This window comes from Jeotgalibaca sp. MA1X17-3, assembly GCF_021513155.1.
Taxonomy (GTDB): Bacteria; Bacillota; Bacilli; order Lactobacillales; family Aerococcaceae; genus Jeotgalibaca.
Window position 1 is genome coordinate 442308 of record NZ_CP090983.1, and the last position, 14847, is coordinate 457154.

Annotated in this window: 16 protein-coding genes; 15 read left to right on the forward strand and 1 reads right to left on the reverse strand. The window is 34.1% G+C overall.

Annotated features, from left to right (window positions below):
• The first annotated feature begins 181 nt into the window (after positions 1–181).
• The 4 genes from LZ578_RS02195 (at position 182) to LZ578_RS02210 (ending at position 3478) form a co-directional block, all read left to right on the forward strand.
• A complete protein-coding gene (locus tag LZ578_RS02195) occupies positions 182–868 on the forward strand; it encodes a Crp/Fnr family transcriptional regulator (protein ID WP_235145723.1) in 687 nt (228 codons plus the stop codon).
• 149 nt (positions 869–1017) lie between these two features.
• Positions 1018–2871, forward strand: a complete 1854-nt coding sequence (locus LZ578_RS02200; RefSeq protein WP_235145724.1) for a heavy metal translocating P-type ATPase — start codon at positions 1018–1020, stop codon at positions 2869–2871.
• A gap of 105 nt (positions 2872–2976) precedes the next feature.
• On the forward strand, positions 2977–3210 hold the full coding sequence (locus LZ578_RS02205) for a heavy-metal-associated domain-containing protein (protein ID WP_235145725.1): 234 nt from the start codon (positions 2977–2979) through the stop codon (positions 3208–3210).
• 43 nt (positions 3211–3253) lie between these two features.
• Positions 3254–3478: a hexameric tyrosine-coordinated heme protein gene (locus LZ578_RS02210; protein ID WP_235145726.1), complete on the forward strand. Its 225-nt coding sequence runs from the start codon at positions 3254–3256 to the stop codon at positions 3476–3478.
• A 146-nt stretch (positions 3479–3624) separates the two neighbouring features.
• On the opposite strand, the gene LZ578_RS02215 is transcribed toward LZ578_RS02210, so the two are convergent.
• Positions 3625–4185: a TetR family transcriptional regulator gene (locus LZ578_RS02215; RefSeq protein ID WP_235145727.1), complete on the reverse strand. Its 561-nt coding sequence runs from the start codon at positions 4183–4185 to the stop codon at positions 3625–3627.
• A gap of 187 nt (positions 4186–4372) precedes the next feature.
• Between LZ578_RS02215 and LZ578_RS02220 the strand changes: the two genes are divergently transcribed.
• From LZ578_RS02220 to LZ578_RS02270, 11 genes are all read left to right on the forward strand, one after another.
• The gene (locus LZ578_RS02220; protein WP_235145728.1) at positions 4373–5311 is read left to right on the forward strand and encodes an ABC transporter ATP-binding protein; all 939 of its coding nucleotides are present in this window, start codon (positions 4373–4375) and stop codon (positions 5309–5311) included.
• Positions 5298–6191 (forward strand): ABC transporter ATP-binding protein, encoded by an 894-nt coding sequence (locus LZ578_RS02225; RefSeq protein ID WP_235145729.1) that lies wholly within the window; start codon positions 5298–5300, stop codon positions 6189–6191. Before LZ578_RS02220 ends, LZ578_RS02225 begins: the two co-directional genes overlap by 14 nt.
• Complete coding sequence (locus LZ578_RS02230; protein WP_235145730.1) at positions 6192–7661, forward strand: ABC transporter permease subunit; 1470 nt, start codon at positions 6192–6194, stop codon at positions 7659–7661. It begins immediately after the preceding gene.
• A 336-nt stretch (positions 7662–7997) separates the two neighbouring features.
• Complete coding sequence (locus LZ578_RS02235; RefSeq protein ID WP_235145731.1) at positions 7998–8462, forward strand: hypothetical protein; 465 nt, start codon at positions 7998–8000, stop codon at positions 8460–8462.
• Between the two features lie 307 nt (positions 8463–8769).
• Complete coding sequence (locus LZ578_RS02240; RefSeq protein ID WP_235145732.1) at positions 8770–9468, forward strand: ABC transporter ATP-binding protein; 699 nt, start codon at positions 8770–8772, stop codon at positions 9466–9468.
• Complete coding sequence (locus tag LZ578_RS02245; protein WP_235145733.1) at positions 9461–11053, forward strand: putative ABC exporter domain-containing protein; 1593 nt, start codon at positions 9461–9463, stop codon at positions 11051–11053. The genes LZ578_RS02240 and LZ578_RS02245 overlap by 8 nt, the downstream gene beginning before the upstream one ends.
• Before the next feature lie 75 nt (positions 11054–11128).
• Positions 11129–11626 carry a PH domain-containing protein gene (locus LZ578_RS02250; RefSeq protein ID WP_235145734.1) on the forward strand — a complete coding sequence of 166 codons (498 nt, stop codon included), beginning with the start codon at positions 11129–11131 and terminating at the stop codon, positions 11624–11626.
• Positions 11616–13055, forward strand: coding sequence for a PH domain-containing protein (locus LZ578_RS02255; protein ID WP_235146376.1), 1440 nt, complete (start codon positions 11616–11618; stop codon positions 13053–13055). Before LZ578_RS02250 ends, LZ578_RS02255 begins: the two co-directional genes overlap by 11 nt.
• 236 nt (positions 13056–13291) lie before the next feature.
• The gene (locus LZ578_RS02260; RefSeq protein WP_235145735.1) at positions 13292–13525 is read left to right on the forward strand and encodes a hypothetical protein; all 234 of its coding nucleotides are present in this window, start codon (positions 13292–13294) and stop codon (positions 13523–13525) included.
• Positions 13506–13817: a YbjQ family protein gene (locus tag LZ578_RS02265; RefSeq protein ID WP_235145736.1), complete on the forward strand. Its 312-nt coding sequence runs from the start codon at positions 13506–13508 to the stop codon at positions 13815–13817. Before LZ578_RS02260 ends, LZ578_RS02265 begins: the two co-directional genes overlap by 20 nt.
• 20 nt (positions 13818–13837) lie before the next feature.
• Positions 13838–14794 carry a 2-hydroxyacid dehydrogenase gene (locus LZ578_RS02270; RefSeq protein ID WP_235145737.1) on the forward strand — a complete coding sequence of 319 codons (957 nt, stop codon included), beginning with the start codon at positions 13838–13840 and terminating at the stop codon, positions 14792–14794.
• The last annotated feature ends 53 nt before the right edge of the window (positions 14795–14847 follow it).

Consider the following 14847-nt stretch of genomic DNA (forward strand, 5'->3'; position numbering starts at 1 on the left):
AAAGACTGAGTAGGATGATCAATATCCCACTCAGTCTTTTTTCTAAGCTCGAGATCGTAAACTTCTATTAACACCTGTTTATCCGTGATAGAATGGAAGTAGAATATTCGTGATGATTCCTTTGATTAGCCTAATTTTACAAGGGATTGATACAAAATAAATAGAGGAGGAAGACATAAAAATGAAAGCTGAAGAACATACAAGTTGCATTAGCGTCGTTCCTATTTTTAATCATTTAGACAAAGAATCTCAAAAAATCATTGCAACAAAAGCAATGCCAAGAAAATTAAAAAGAAATGATTTTTTATACCAAGCTGGAGATGTAGACGATTCTTTATACATTGTCCATCAAGGGCAGATTCGAATGACGCACTTAGCTGAATCTGGAAAAGAACAATTGATTCGTTTATTAAATCCTGGAGAATTTACAGGAGAATGGACTATTTTTTCAGATACCAGCTATCACGAACACTATGCCCAGGCTACTCGAAATACGAATGTGTGCATGATTCGTCGTGAAGACTTATTAGAATTATTAAAACAATACCCAGAGATATCAACTGCCATTTTAAAAACAATGGCGAATCGTCTGCAAGAATCACAAAAGCAAACAGCTTCTATCGCAACAGAAGAAGTAACGAATCGAATTATTTATTATTTAGAAGATTTAGCACAATTAAACCAGGAAGATGAGACAACGATTGAATTACCCATGTCACGAAAAGATCTAGCTTCTTATTTAGGTACAACACCCGAAACGATTAGTCGACGTTTTAAAGAGCTTGAAGAAGAGGACTTGATTAAACAATTACCAAAAAATAAAATCTATATTCAAAGTGTTGAGGAGTTACTATTCGCTGCACGTTAAAAATAAATATCAATTGGATCCGAAAGTCAGATGATGACTTTCGGATTTTTTTATAAAAAATTCTTCTCTATTAGTTAATCTAGATCAATTTATAATTTCACGTATTTGGGTAGAATGAATATATAAAATAAAGAAAGAGGAGAGATCGTATGCAAGGATATATTTTACGCAGTAAAAACCAAATTACATTTATCAGTGGTATTTTAATTTTGATTGCCTTTACTAGTCATTTTGCTTTTGGAAATGCAGAAATCTTCAAGATCGCATTAATGATTGCTTCTGTTCTAGGAGTAGCGCCGATTGCGATTCAATCCTATCAAGCACTAAAAGTGAAGGTGGTAAGTATTGATGTGCTGGTCACAATAGCGGTAATCGGTGCTTTCCTGATTCAAAACTATGAGGAGTCAGCTATTGTAACCTTTTTATTCTTATTTGGAGCTTGGCTAGAAGCACGAACACTGAATTCTACTCGTTCAGCTATTCGGGAACTAACAGAAATGGCACCAGAAGTTGCGGAAAGATTAAATGAAGCGGGTAAATTTGTAGAAGTGAGTATAGATGAAGTGGATGTAGGCGATAGGCTTCTTGTTAAGACAGGTGCAAAAGTTCCCGTTGATGGAACCGTCTTAGTTGGAGAAGGTCATATTAATGAAGCCAGCATTACCGGGGAATCTGTTCCAGTAAATAAAATGGAAGGCTCCAAAGTCTTCGCAGGAACGATATTAGAAAATGGAACGATTCAAATCCAGGCCGATCGTGTTGGAGAAGACACTACTTTTGGTCGTATTATTGAGCTAGTCGAAGAAGCACAGGATTCAAAATCAGAAGCCGAACGTTTTATTGATCGATTTTCAAAATGGTATACGCCAGCTGTTCTTGTTTTAGCAATCGTTGTTTGGTTATCCTCACGAGATATAGAATTAGCCATCACTATTTTAGTGCTTGGATGTCCGGGAGCACTAGTGATCGGAGTACCGGTTTCGAATGTATCAGGTATTGGAAATGGTGCCCGTAATGGTGTTTTATTAAAAGGAAGCGAAGTTATTCATGACTTTTCGAGAGTTGACACGATGATATTTGATAAAACAGGTACGTTAACGATTGGAAATCCAGAAGTATCAGGAACAAAAGTCTATGGAGACAACACGGAAAAGGCGCTTCAATTGTTAGCAAGTGTAGAGAATGAGTCCGATCATCCATTAGCAAAGGCAGTTCTTTCTACTTTACCTCATCTTCAACTTTTAGAAGTCACTCGTACGGATGTGGTTAAGGGTGGAGGAATTATCGCCGAAGTCGAAGGATATCAGGTTATTGTTGGAAATGTCGCATTAATGAAAGAAGAAAATATTAATTTGAACAAAGAAGCCATTCGCTATGTCGAAGAGTTAGAAAAAGATGGAAACTCATTGGTCTTAACTGCAGTGGATGGGGAACTAAAAGTAGTGATGGGGATTCGCGATCAAGTTCGTCCTGGAGTTAAAGAAGAATTAGAAAAATTGAAAAAGTTAGGTGTTAAGAATTTAATTGTTCTTTCGGGAGATAACCAAGGAACCGTTGATGTGGTCGCTCGCGAATTAGGTCTAACAGAAGCGCACGGACATATGCTACCTGAAGATAAATCAGCTTATTTAGTAGAGAGACAAAATAAGGGAGAAATTGTCGCATTCATTGGAGATGGTGTGAACGATAGTCCATCTCTTGCTAGAGCGGATATTGGAATTGCAATGGGAAGCGGGACTGATGTTGCGATTGAAACATCAGATGTTGTTTTGATGAATTCAGACTTCAAAAATCTATCTCATGCCCTAGGATTAACAAAAGCAACGGCTCGGAATATGGTTCAAAATATTATAATCGCAATAGGTGTCGTGGTTGTTCTTATTGTCAGCTTGTTCTTCAGTGATTGGATGAACATGTCTGTTGGAATGCTCGTTCATGAAGGAAGTATTTTAATCGTTATTTTAAATGGTATGCGTCTATTGAAATATCATTTAAAAAATTAATAAAGAATAGTTGATTCAGATCAAGAGTTTGTTCACGATTATTTGTTATCCTATAGATGTAGATAGGAAAGAAAAAATATATAAAATAAAAAGGAGAATTTCATTATGAAAAAAGCAACCTTACAATTAGAAACGTTAACTTGTCCATCGTGTTTACAAAAAATTGAGAATGCAACAAAGAGCTTAAATGGTGTCGATACTGAAAGTGTTAAAGTATTATTCAATGCGAGTAAAGCAAGAATGACATTTGATGAAAATATTATTTCAATTGAAGAAATTGAAAAAGCAATCCGAACAGTAGGTTACGAAGTTGAGAAAACCAGTGTAAGAGATGCTTAAATTAAAAATTATACCTAGTAAGTAAAGAAGGGAGACTTTAGATATGGAAACGTGGCTACCAAGCTTAATTACGGACACTCCAGAAGAAGGATACGATTTGGCGGTTACTTTAGCTCGAAAGGCAGTAGGGATGATCCAACCAGATCCAGAGGTTAAGAAACGTTTGCGACCGATTTATGCAGAAAATGCAGATAGTTTAACCTTTGCCTCGCAAGTTGTCGCTATTCATTTCCAAACTGTTGCTGCTGCAAATAACTATTGGAAATAAGTTTAGTGAGTTTAGAAATTAAATATAAAAAAATAAATCAGGGATAAGTACCTTTTGGGTGCTATCCTTGATTTTTTTTATTATTAAGAAGATAGATATTTGCGAATAAGTACAAAAAATGAAAACAAACTTTCTATTGGTTGTACTCACCATAATTTTTCTAATGTTTTTTTATAAAGTGAGATCATTTCTTCACGACTAACTTTATTTTTATTATTCTTGTACCAATAAACAGATTGGATTGTTATTCCCATAATTATTTGTGCTTTGTATTCAGTAACAATAGCGATATCGTTCTTATTTTCTCCGGTGTTTACTTGATCTCTTAACATTTTTTGTCCATACTCTTGAATACTTTCAAGCTCTATCGTGATATCTGCATTCATTTGCAAACTAAAAATGAGATCCAACAGATTATCAAATTGATTTAGTAATTGTTCAAAAACCAAAATAAAAAAATCGTTTTCTTCCGTATTTAATTCTTGAAAGGCATGCTCAAAAATTAAATTCATTTTATTCTTAATAAAAAAAGTTAAAAAGTCATATTTATCTAAAAAATGACTATAAAAAGTGGGGCGTCGAATCATAGCAGCTTCACATATTTCTGTTACAGATATTTTTTCAAATTCTTTTTCATGTAATAAGTTTTCAAACGTATGAATTAGTGATTGGTATGTTTTTTGGACTCTTAAATCTAATTGTTCCATGATTGGAAGTCATCTCCTTCATCGTTCCCTTACATTTTGATTGTAAACGTTACTTAATGAACAGTTGCAAGATTATGTCTCTTGTCCTCCTTATTCATTCACGTATACTTTTAAGTATAGCAGATGTAAGTAAAGATACAAATGTTCATTTACTTTCAGTTGAACGTTAAATAAAGGTGGGGAAAAAATGTCTATGATAGAAGTAAAACATGTGACTAAAGATTATGGAGCTGGACGCGGAATTTTTGATGTTTCTTTTGATGTAGAAGAAGGAGAAGTTTTCGGATTTTTAGGACCGAATGGCGCTGGGAAGACGACAACGATTCGTCATTTAATGGGGTTTACAAAAGCGCAAGAAGGAGACTTATCTATTAATGGAAAAGATAGCTGGAAATCAGCAGCCAGAATGAAGCAAGATATTGGATATTTACCAGGAGAATTGGCCTTTCCAAAAAATATGACAGGAGATCAGTTCATTAGATTTATGGCAGAAGAAAGACAGATGACTGACATGACAAGGGCAATAAGACTAAAAGAACGATTCGATATAGATACTTCTGAAGAAATAAAAAAAATGAGTCTGGGTACGAAAAGAAAGTTGGCAATTGTAACTGCTTTTATGCATAATCCTAAAATTCTAATCCTAGATGAACCGACTTCAGGATTAGATCCAGTCATGCAAGAACGCTTCATTCAATTTATCTTAACTGAAAAGGAAGAAGGAAAAACAATCCTTTTATCTAGCCACATCTTTAGTGAGGTCGATGCAACTTGTGATCGTATTGCAATTATTAAAGAAGGTGTTGTAGTCTCAACAATCGAAGCGGCTCAGTTGAAACAAAATGAGAATAAAGCTTTTAAAATTGAGTTTGCTAGTTTTGAGGATTATCAAAATTTTATAAAAACTACGAAGTTCCTTACTCCGATTAAAAGACCCGAACAAAATCAAGTGAAACTGAATCTAATAGATGAGAAGCTACAGCAACTTTTTATGGAGTTGAGCGAAGTGAAAATCCATTTTATTTCTGAAATAAAATTTACTCTCGAAGACTACTTTATGGATTTCTATGATCGCAAGAAAACAGTGGCTGATGGAGAGGAGAATTTACAATATGGCTTACATTGAAATCAACCATCTAACAAAGGATTACGGTAAAGGCCGAGGTGTATTTGATATATCTTTAGAAATAGAAAAAGGAGAAATATATGGTTTTGTAGGAATTAATGGAGCAGGGAAAACGACTACGATTCGTCACATGATGGGCTTTCTGAAACCGGATGAAGGTAGCGTTACGATCAATGAGCTAGATGCTACAAAAAATAGTGCAGAAGTTAAACGTTACGTGTCCTATATTCCGGGAGAAATCAATTTTCCAGGAAATACGACAGGTGAAGGATTCTTAAAGGATCAAATGTATTTATCTGGCCGAGGAAGTTGGGAGCACGCAAAGGAATTGAGTAACCTCCTTCAATTAGATATGACATCTCCTGTTCGTTCTATGAGTAAGGGGATGAAACAAAAAACAGCGATTGTTTCAGCTTTTGCATCCGATGCAGAACTTTTAATTATGGATGAACCAACTACAGGATTAGATCCGTTAATGCGTGACATTTTTCTTGATCTCTTAAAAAAAGAAAAAGAAAAAGGCAAGACAATTTTTATGTCGAGTCATATTTTCCGAGAAGTAGAAGAAGTCTGTGACCGAGTAGCTGTGATTCGAGAGGGGAAAATGATTGAAGTTACTGACATGAAAAAAATTCGGTATAACCAAAATAAAATATATCGAATGGAATTTAAGTCACTTGAAGATTTTGAACGTTTCTTACGTTTAAACTACCAAATCGAACAAGTGAAAGCAGATGACTTGCAAGTGTTTATCCAGATTCATGATCATGATATCAACCATCTTATTAACGATTTGAAAACCTTTGATTTAGTTTATTTTAAGGAAATCAAAAACTCATTTGAAAAGTATATTACTAAGGTATTCAAGGAGGAAGTATAAATGTTCTCAAAACCAATTTTTAAGCAAAGTATTCAAGCCAATTGGAAACTATGGGCCATTATAACAATTGTTGCTTCAACGATTTTATCTGGTTTTATCATGAATTACGATGCAGCAGGATATGCCTCTATTGCTGCGGCAGCAAAAGGAACTGCTTTTTCTAACTTTCTCTCGTCTATGACTAGTCTTTTAGGGAGCTTAGAAAATTTCTACAAACTGATTGCGGTTATTCTTGGAATTGTCTATGTTGTGTTTACAGCAAATAACCTTGTAGTCAATGAGGTAGACTCTGGCTCTATGGCTTACACTTTATCAACACCAATTAAGCGTTCCAGTGTTATTTTTACAAAGTCCCTTTACCTTATCTTGTCGGTTGTTTTAATGTATATGATTATTTCATTATCTGGATTAGGCGCTTCGCAATTGCAGTATAACAATGTGACTGGTTATGCAATCACGGACGATATAAAAGCAGCGTCAGAAACCTTAAATCAGAAAGAGCGTTATTTATCGGAACGTTTGTATCTTATCCAAGATGATGACCAAGCCATGCGTGAAGCTGCTGCAGCTCGAGATATGGACACGGATGCTTATTCCATCTATTTAAGAAACGTTATTGATACTAATTCCTATGAAAAAGCAGCAAATATTATCACAGATGAACGCGGGGATACCTATGAAAACGATGATGACATGGAAGACGAAGATATTGAAATTACAACGAAAGAATTAATTGAAAATCCTACGATGATTTTAGCAAGTAATGATGCTCTGGTAGCTGGTGCACGAGTACAAGGCATTTCTGTTAATGAATATCGACAATTGATCATGGATGAAATCGAGATGCTAGAAGCGGAAGGGAAGGATACGGAAGAACAAGAATCTCAATTAGAAGTTGTAGTTACAGAAAACAATACGGAACGGTTATTAAAGACTGTGATTGAGTCTTCTGCAATGGCCCTGAATATTAGTAGTGACCAAATAAATGGAAATTTAACTTTAATTAAAAATTCTACTGCTTTAAAGGCATCGATAGAAGCAACGGGTTTAACTGAAAAACAAATTATCACTATGGCCAATCAGGCGATGGTATCAGCAGCAAGATCGGTCGATACTGCTCTGGAATTCGATATAGAAACCTATTTCTGGTTGAGTCTTGGTTTGCTTACTTTAATTCTAGTCATGAGCTCTATTTCATTCTTCACATCTACGCTCTTTAATCGAACGGGATTATCTTTGGCTATTGGTGGTGGAATCCCATTTGCTTTCTTCCTGATTACAATGATCCAACAACTGATGGAAGACAGTACATCTGCACTAGAATACCTCACGATAACCAGTTTATTTGATACAGATGCAATATTAGCTGGTGGAGAGTTTGGCTGGGGATTAGCTGCGTTAGGAATTATTGCGATAGTCTTATATACAGCGTCAAATGTGATTTTTATAAAAAAAGATTTACCACTTTAATATTCAGAATATTTGACGAACGAAAATATCGTTTGATGAAAATGAAGAAGCTTGATTTTTTAGCTCATTCATGAAATACTGAATTCATACAAAATACTACTATTTTGTGTCATCATGTAGAGATATTTGAGAACACATTATTGATACAATTTTTATTTACATGTCTTTTAATAACGACTATAACCTTCGTAGACTAGAAAAATATATAGAAATTGTATGGATAGTGGAGCTGTTCCTGTCATCGTACGTACCAAGTCTGATTTATGTGAAGACATTTCTTGAAAATCATGTAAAGAGTAATAAAAAAATCGAGGGGACATACTGAGGAGGAGGAAAATGAACAAGCAGATCTTTGCAAAATCAAACATTCCAGTTTATTTTAGCTTTATAGTACTAGCAGTCGTAAATTTTACTTATGTAGCTGCTGAAATAAATAAACCTCATGTTCTAAAGTCTATGGGGTATGATTTTACCGAATCATCCGTATATCAAGTTAGTCAAGCAGAGATTGAAAAATTATCAATGGTCTCTAATTATTCACTACAATTGGAGAATGCTTTTATAATCCTTTCTCTTCTATGTATGCTTTTCTTACTCACTAAAAGGGTTCGGCCTTTTTTTACAAGTCTAGTCATTATGACATTTAGTTTCTTTTCGTTACTATTTCTCTTAAATATAGGCCTAGCTGTGATACTTGAAGCTCCTCAGGGAAATCTAACTCAGTTACTGGTTATTCCTTTTCAATTCCTAGTTTTTATTTGCATATATGGATTTGTAAGATTTAGAAGCGAGATAAAGTAGAAGGTGCAATTTTGATAGTAAATAACGATATCATAGAAGAGGTTGGGACAAAAATCCCAGCCTCTTTCCTGCTTCTTAACCATATTCTTAAACGTGGAATAAACCGACATCCACTTCCCAATTCATATTCAGATAGTCTGCGATGATTTTCCGTTTATTTGCTCCAGTGTTCGGGTTTAAACACCTTTTGTCTCGTTCTCTTTTTAATAAAAAGAGCAAAGAATCGCTCATAGATAAAGGGTTTTGATGGATTTCAGAACTGCTTGTGATTATGTTACAATTAGTTCTTAGATGAGGAGGTTTTTTTATGTTAAGAGTAAATAACTTGAGTAAGTCCTATAAAAATATGAAAGCAGTTGATCATGTAAGTTTTAATATTCATGAAGGAGAAGTTGCCGTTCTTGTCGGACCAAATGGAGCGGGTAAGTCAACAACCATTAAAAGTATTGTTGGTCTCTTACGGTTTAAAGGAGAAATAGAAATAGGGCCATACGATAATAAAGACTTAAAAGCGAAGCGGATTTTAGCTTATGTTCCAGAAATACCAACATTATTTCCTCTACTTACAGTTCGGGAACACATTGAGTATATGGCTTTAGCTTATGGAAAAGTTGTTGATAACGAGAAAATTGATACCTTACTAAAAAGGTTTGACTTAGAGGATAAACAAAATAAATTAGGTGATGAACTCTCTAAAGGGATGATGCAGAAAGTGAGTATCTGTGCGGCAGTTATTGTTGATCCCGAAGTAATTATTTTAGATGAGCCAATGATTGGCCTTGATCCAAAGGCTATTAAAGAAATAAAAAAATTAATTATTGAATTAAAAGCAGAAAATAAAACGGTTATGATCAGTACCCATATGATTGAAATGATCGAAGACTTGTGGGATCGTGTTATTTTTATGAAGGAAGGGAAGGTTATTGATAATGTTGTCCGTTCAGAGACGGATCAAATAGATTTAGAAGAATTATTTTTTACCATAACAGGTGAGGACAATGAATAGGTCATTAGTGTATTTAACGAAACGATCCCTAGTAAATGTATTCCGAAAATCAATCAAAAAACCACTAAAATCAATTGGAATCATTCTAGTTACGATTTACTATTTATATCTACCTTTTATATTGAAAGGATTCCTTACAAATTTTGGTTTAAATAGTAGAGCAGGTTTTGTTTTCATTGCGAGTATTGGAACTCTGTACTTAAGTATGCCTATGACGTTAACTTACTTTAAAAGAAAAGGAGTAAATTTTAAGCAGCAAGATATTAACTTTATACTAGCTAGTCCCATACCGCCTAAGCAGGCACTAATTTATGCGTTATCAAAGGATATATTTATTAATGTTGTCATGCAAGCTATGTTTCTAATTGCAGCCATTTTTGTCTTTGATATTCCACTTCTAATAAGTTTTATTTATATCACTATAAATATAATATTTTCAAATTTTTTAAGTTATAGTCTAGCAATTATTATGTATGCAAGTGAAGAAATAACGCTTAAGCAAAAACAAATAATTAAAATAGCTGTTTATTTAATCTTACTTACCTTTACTATCTTTTTACTAACCATGGTCATCAGTCAAAGTTTAAAAAATGGGTTTGACATTGCGTACTTACTGTCAATAATCTCTTCTCCTTTCGTGTTAATGATCCCCATTTTTGGGTGGCAGCTAGGTTGGCTAAACTTGATGATCTTAGGTGCAACACCTCTATCGTTATTAGCAACGAGCTTATTTTTTATTTCAACGATTTATTTAACCTATGTTGCTTATAAAATGAAAAGTACAGGTGATTATTATGAAGATGCTTTATCTTTTTCTGAAAATGTAGCCTTATTACAAAGTAAAAAAGGTGATGTTACAATTGCTGAGGCCTTTGGGAAAAAACAAAAAAAGTATTCGTATGAAGGTACATTAAAAGGATTGAATTCAAAAGTAATTTTCTATAAACAAGTAATGGAACGTAGAAGGGTGAAAAAGTACTTTTTATCCTTTGGAGATATTATTTATTTGATTGCAGGAATCGGATTAGGCGTTGTATCCATTATTTTCGATGACTTTATGGATAGTAGCTACTTTTTTGAAATAATGATAGGAATTAGCGTGTACTTATCTGTATTTTTTAAACCGGCAGCTGGCTGGAAAAGTGAATTTAAAAATTACTATATCTTTGTAATGCCAGATTCATCGATCAAAAAATTATTTCATGCAACATTATTAGAACATTTTCTTTCGTTGATTCGTGTTGTTTTTTTAACAGTACCAGCAGGCCTATTGATGAGAGTTTCAATCTTAGAGATTTTTTATGCAATTATAGTCCAAAGTTTACTAAAGGCAATGATTACGTATGTGTCCATTTTTATTGAAGAAATCCAGGGTGCTAAGATTGGCAAAACGATTGCATCCATGATTAATATCTTTGTTACGATCATTCTTATGATTGGACCCATTATAGCGTTAGCATTTATAACGAGTATTTCTTTATTTTTAAGTTTTATAACGATATCTTTATATGCACTAATTGTTATGACACTATTTTTATATGTAGCATCCCGTCAATTAAATAATATTGAAGCTTTAGATCGTTAGAACTCCTGAGATAAATGGATTCGTCTTATTCTACATAAGGAACAGATGTAAAAAATGAAGGATAAAAGGAGACAGATGATGGATTATCCCCTATTAAAGAATCAACTACCCGAATCAATAAGAACGGTTTGGAAGAAAACGAGTTTGACTACTTTTATTTTCTTTTTAACGTTGGGAATAGGTGTCACAAGTATCGTTATATATTTTGAGGGATTGAATCCTGTTTGGACCCTCATACTTACTATCTATTTTGCACTCGTATGTATTCTTTATCTATTGAATTTTGTACTTATAAAGTATCGTTATCAATATTTCCGATATGAAATAACGAATGAAGAGCTTGTTTTTCAAAAAGGTTTTATTTTTCGTTCGATTACCTATGTCCCTTTTTCAAGAATTCAACATATAGAAACGGAACAAGGTCCTTTTTTAAGAAGAGAAAATCTAATGGAATTGGTTGTCCATACTGCCGCAACCGCTCATCATCTTGCAGGCCTTTCTATTGAAGACTCAGAAATCTTACGTCAAAGTCTATTGCAGAAAGTGGAGGAGGCAAGTGAAGATGAATCATGAACGGAAAAAATTTCATCCTTCCGTTATGTTCGTCTACTTTATTAGAGGAATTCGGAGTTGGCTCTTTTTAATATTTATGATCCTCATAAATAGTGATGGAATTAGTCTTTTTCAAATAGCAGCGATTAGTGGGATCCTTGTAATAGTTATATTGATGAGTATTTTTAAGTATTTTACACATACATATCAAGTAACACCGCAAAAAGTAGTTGTTTATAAAGGTCTTGTGAAGAAAAGAGAAACAGATATCACTTACGACCGTATTCAAACGATTAAGCAGAGGCAATGGTTTTTCTTTAAGCCATTTCATGTAGTTGAACTCCTGATTGAAACAGCTAGTAGTACTCCTGGTGAAGCGGAAGCCTCTTTAACAGCAGTAGATATTTCGCTTGTAGAAAAAATTGAACAGCTACGAAATTATTCTCGTACGGATTTTCAAAAAGAAAATGCAGCAAAGTCATCTACTGACACGTCCTTTCAGTTGTCTAATACTCAAATTTCGTTGTATGCATTAACAGATATGACCGTATTTTTTGTTTTGATTACGGCCTTTTCTTTTCTAATGGATTGGGTACCGGACAGACTATTTACAAATGTCGAGATGTGGATGAGTAGTCTACAATGGATGATTAGTATATTTGTGTTTCTGATTGGGATAGTAGTGATTGCTCTTTTATCCTTATTAAAAAACTTTGTTTTGTTCTATCAATTTAAAGTGAAGCTTCAAAATGATACTTTGTCCATTGAATATGGATTGCTTGAAAGAAAAGTCCAAAAAATCCCTTTGAAAAAAATACAAGGAGTTAAAGTAAACAAGCAAGTTTTACGTAACTTTTTTGGAATGTCCACAGTGGAACTAATTCTTATGGGTGGACAGGAAAAGGAAGGGGAAGGTATGGCTTCAAAAAAAGTTCTATTATTTCCACTCATTCAAACTAAAATCGTTTATGAAATATTAACTGATTTTCTTCCTACTATGCCCATCACAGAGCCTGCTATCCAACCAGTTACGAAAGGAAGCATATGGTATTTTTGGCGCTGGATGCTTCTAATGTGGGTACCGTTGATGATCGGTGGATGGTTTATAAAAGAATGGGTTGGCTTGGTCTTTCTCGTAATTCTTATTATTTCACTTCTCTACCAATGGGCGAAGAGTCAAAAGCAAGGGTATGATATTCAAAAGAACAAAATTTTGTGCTTGCAACAGTTCCAAGGTCTTTCAACCGTTCAATTATTTATTGCCCATCAAAATGTGCAATCATTTACTCGCTCTTCATCAAAATGGTTAATGAAGAAAGATATCGGTCATATTGAAGTGTGGTTCAAAGAAGGAGATAGTCCAGCTAATTTTGATTTGCGGTTTATTCAAAAGGAAGATAGTCAGTTTATCTATGAGCATTTTTGGAAAAATCCAGTAGTTATGGAATAAATGCTTCCTACTTGTATTATATAAAATTTCATCAAGCTTTTTTCAAAAGAGTTTCAGGATCATGTTCTTTCAGACTATTCATCGAAAAAGAAAACATTCAAAAGTAAATCTTTAAAATTCGAAAAACTTATTAGCCTATACAAATTAAAATTTGATGGGTATTATAGTAGGGAGTGGTTGTCACTTTTTATTCTATTTTTGTGAAATCTCAAAATTAGAAAAGAGGGGAGATTCTATTGAAAAAGAAATCAAAAAAGATGGTAGCAGCGATTGTTATTACGATCTTGGTCATCTCTTATTTCTTGTTTTATATGTGGATAGGGTTTTCAATTAGTAGTGGAATTCCTTTTATAATGAAAGTAGGGTTATTAGTCATCCCAATAGGGTTGATAGTATTAATGGTATCTCTATTGTTTGAGAGAATAAATGAAATCAAGGAGGAAGATAAAGATGATCTTAGTAAATACTGATTATATTAGTGGGAAAGAATTTGAAATGTTAGAAATCGTAAAAGGGAGTACCATTCAATCTAAAAATGTGGGAAAAGATATTTCGCAAGGATTGAAAACCTTACTAGGTGGAGAACTCAAGGCGTATAATGAAATGATGAACGATGCAAGAGCAGTTGCAACAAAGCGGATGGTAGAGGAAGCCACCAACTTAGGAGCGGATGCAATTGTAAATATCCGCTATGCCTCTTCGGCAATCATGCAAGGTGCAGCAGAAGTTATCGTTTATGGAACAGCCGTTAAATTTAAGTAAGAAAATAGGAGAAGATATACATGCTTGTTAAATTATTAGAACCACTAAATATATCACGTAAGCAAGTAGAGAAACGTTCAAAAGCGATCACAGACTTAGGACATGAATTTGTTTATTATGATGAGAAAACAACTGATCCAGATGAGTTAGTGGAGCGAAGTAAAGATGCAGACATCGTAATGATTGCTAATACTCCGTATCCAGTAGAGGCTATTGATCAAAATGAAAAGTTAAAATTAATTAATGTTGCATTTACAGGTGTAGATCACGTAGAAATAAGTTCTGCAAAAAATCAAGATATCTTAATTTCTAATGCTGCAGGATATGCAGATCAAGCTGTTGCAGAACTTGCAATGGGATTGGTACTTGATTTATATAGGGGAATTACATATGGCAATCAAGCAATTCGGCAAGTTGACTTTTCAGGGCCTCTTCAAGGGAAAGAAATAAAAGGAAAAATAGTTGGGATTGTTGGGACAGGTAAGATTGGTTTGATGACTGCGAAGTTATTTAAAGCATTTGGTGCTCATTTAATTGGGAATTCTCCTCATGAAAAATCAGAAGCAAAAGAATTAGAAATGGAATATGTAGAATTAGATGACCTGATGAAACGATCGGATATTATTTCTCTTCACGTTCCTTTACAGCCTTCTACAAGAGGAATGATTTCTGCAGAAAAATTAGCCCTTATGAAAGAAGATGCAATCCTTATTAATACAGCACGAGGGCCTATCGTTGATAATGATGCCCTCGCAGAAGCGCTTAATCAAGGTAAAATTGTAGGAGCAGGAATTGATGTTTTTGACATGGAACCTCCTATTCCAGCAGACTATAAATTACTACACGCAAAAAATACAATCTTAACACCACACGTTGCCTTTTTAACAGATGAAGCAATGGAACGTCGAGCAAAAATTGCTTTCGATAATACCGTTGCTTTCCTGGAAGGGGATCCCACGAATATTATTAAAAGATAATAGAGAAAACTAAAAAGCGGTATTCCCGATAGGCATTTAAGCCTGTAGGGAAT

Bases quoted from the DNA above. Each gene is read 5' to 3' on its own strand.
- LZ578_RS02265 (WP_235145736.1), top strand. From the start codon at position 13,506: ATGATCTTAGTAAATACTGATTATATTAGTGGGAAAGAATTTGAAATG.
- LZ578_RS02255 (WP_235146376.1), top strand. From the start codon at position 11,616: ATGAATCATGAACGGAAAAAATTTCATCCTTCCGTTATGTTCGTCTAC.
- LZ578_RS02230 (WP_235145730.1), top strand. From the start codon at position 6,192: ATGTTCTCAAAACCAATTTTTAAGCAAAGTATTCAAGCCAATTGGAAA.
- LZ578_RS02205 (WP_235145725.1), top strand. From the start codon at position 2,977: ATGAAAAAAGCAACCTTACAATTAGAAACGTTAACTTGTCCATCGTGT.
- LZ578_RS02250 (WP_235145734.1), top strand. From the start codon at position 11,129: ATGATGGATTATCCCCTATTAAAGAATCAACTACCCGAATCAATAAGA.
- LZ578_RS02225 (WP_235145729.1), top strand. From the start codon at position 5,298: ATGGCTTACATTGAAATCAACCATCTAACAAAGGATTACGGTAAAGGC.
- LZ578_RS02235 (WP_235145731.1), top strand. From the start codon at position 7,998: ATGAACAAGCAGATCTTTGCAAAATCAAACATTCCAGTTTATTTTAGC.
- LZ578_RS02195 (WP_235145723.1), top strand. From the start codon at position 182: ATGAAAGCTGAAGAACATACAAGTTGCATTAGCGTCGTTCCTATTTTT.
- LZ578_RS02200 (WP_235145724.1), top strand. From the start codon at position 1,018: ATGCAAGGATATATTTTACGCAGTAAAAACCAAATTACATTTATCAGT.
- LZ578_RS02240 (WP_235145732.1), top strand. From the start codon at position 8,770: ATGTTAAGAGTAAATAACTTGAGTAAGTCCTATAAAAATATGAAAGCA.
- LZ578_RS02245 (WP_235145733.1), top strand. From the start codon at position 9,461: ATGAATAGGTCATTAGTGTATTTAACGAAACGATCCCTAGTAAATGTA.
- LZ578_RS02215 (WP_235145727.1), bottom strand. From the start codon at position 4,185: ATGGAACAATTAGATTTAAGAGTCCAAAAAACATACCAATCACTAATT.
- LZ578_RS02270 (WP_235145737.1), top strand. From the start codon at position 13,838: ATGCTTGTTAAATTATTAGAACCACTAAATATATCACGTAAGCAAGTA.
- LZ578_RS02220 (WP_235145728.1), top strand. From the start codon at position 4,373: ATGTCTATGATAGAAGTAAAACATGTGACTAAAGATTATGGAGCTGGA.
- LZ578_RS02210 (WP_235145726.1), top strand. From the start codon at position 3,254: ATGGAAACGTGGCTACCAAGCTTAATTACGGACACTCCAGAAGAAGGA.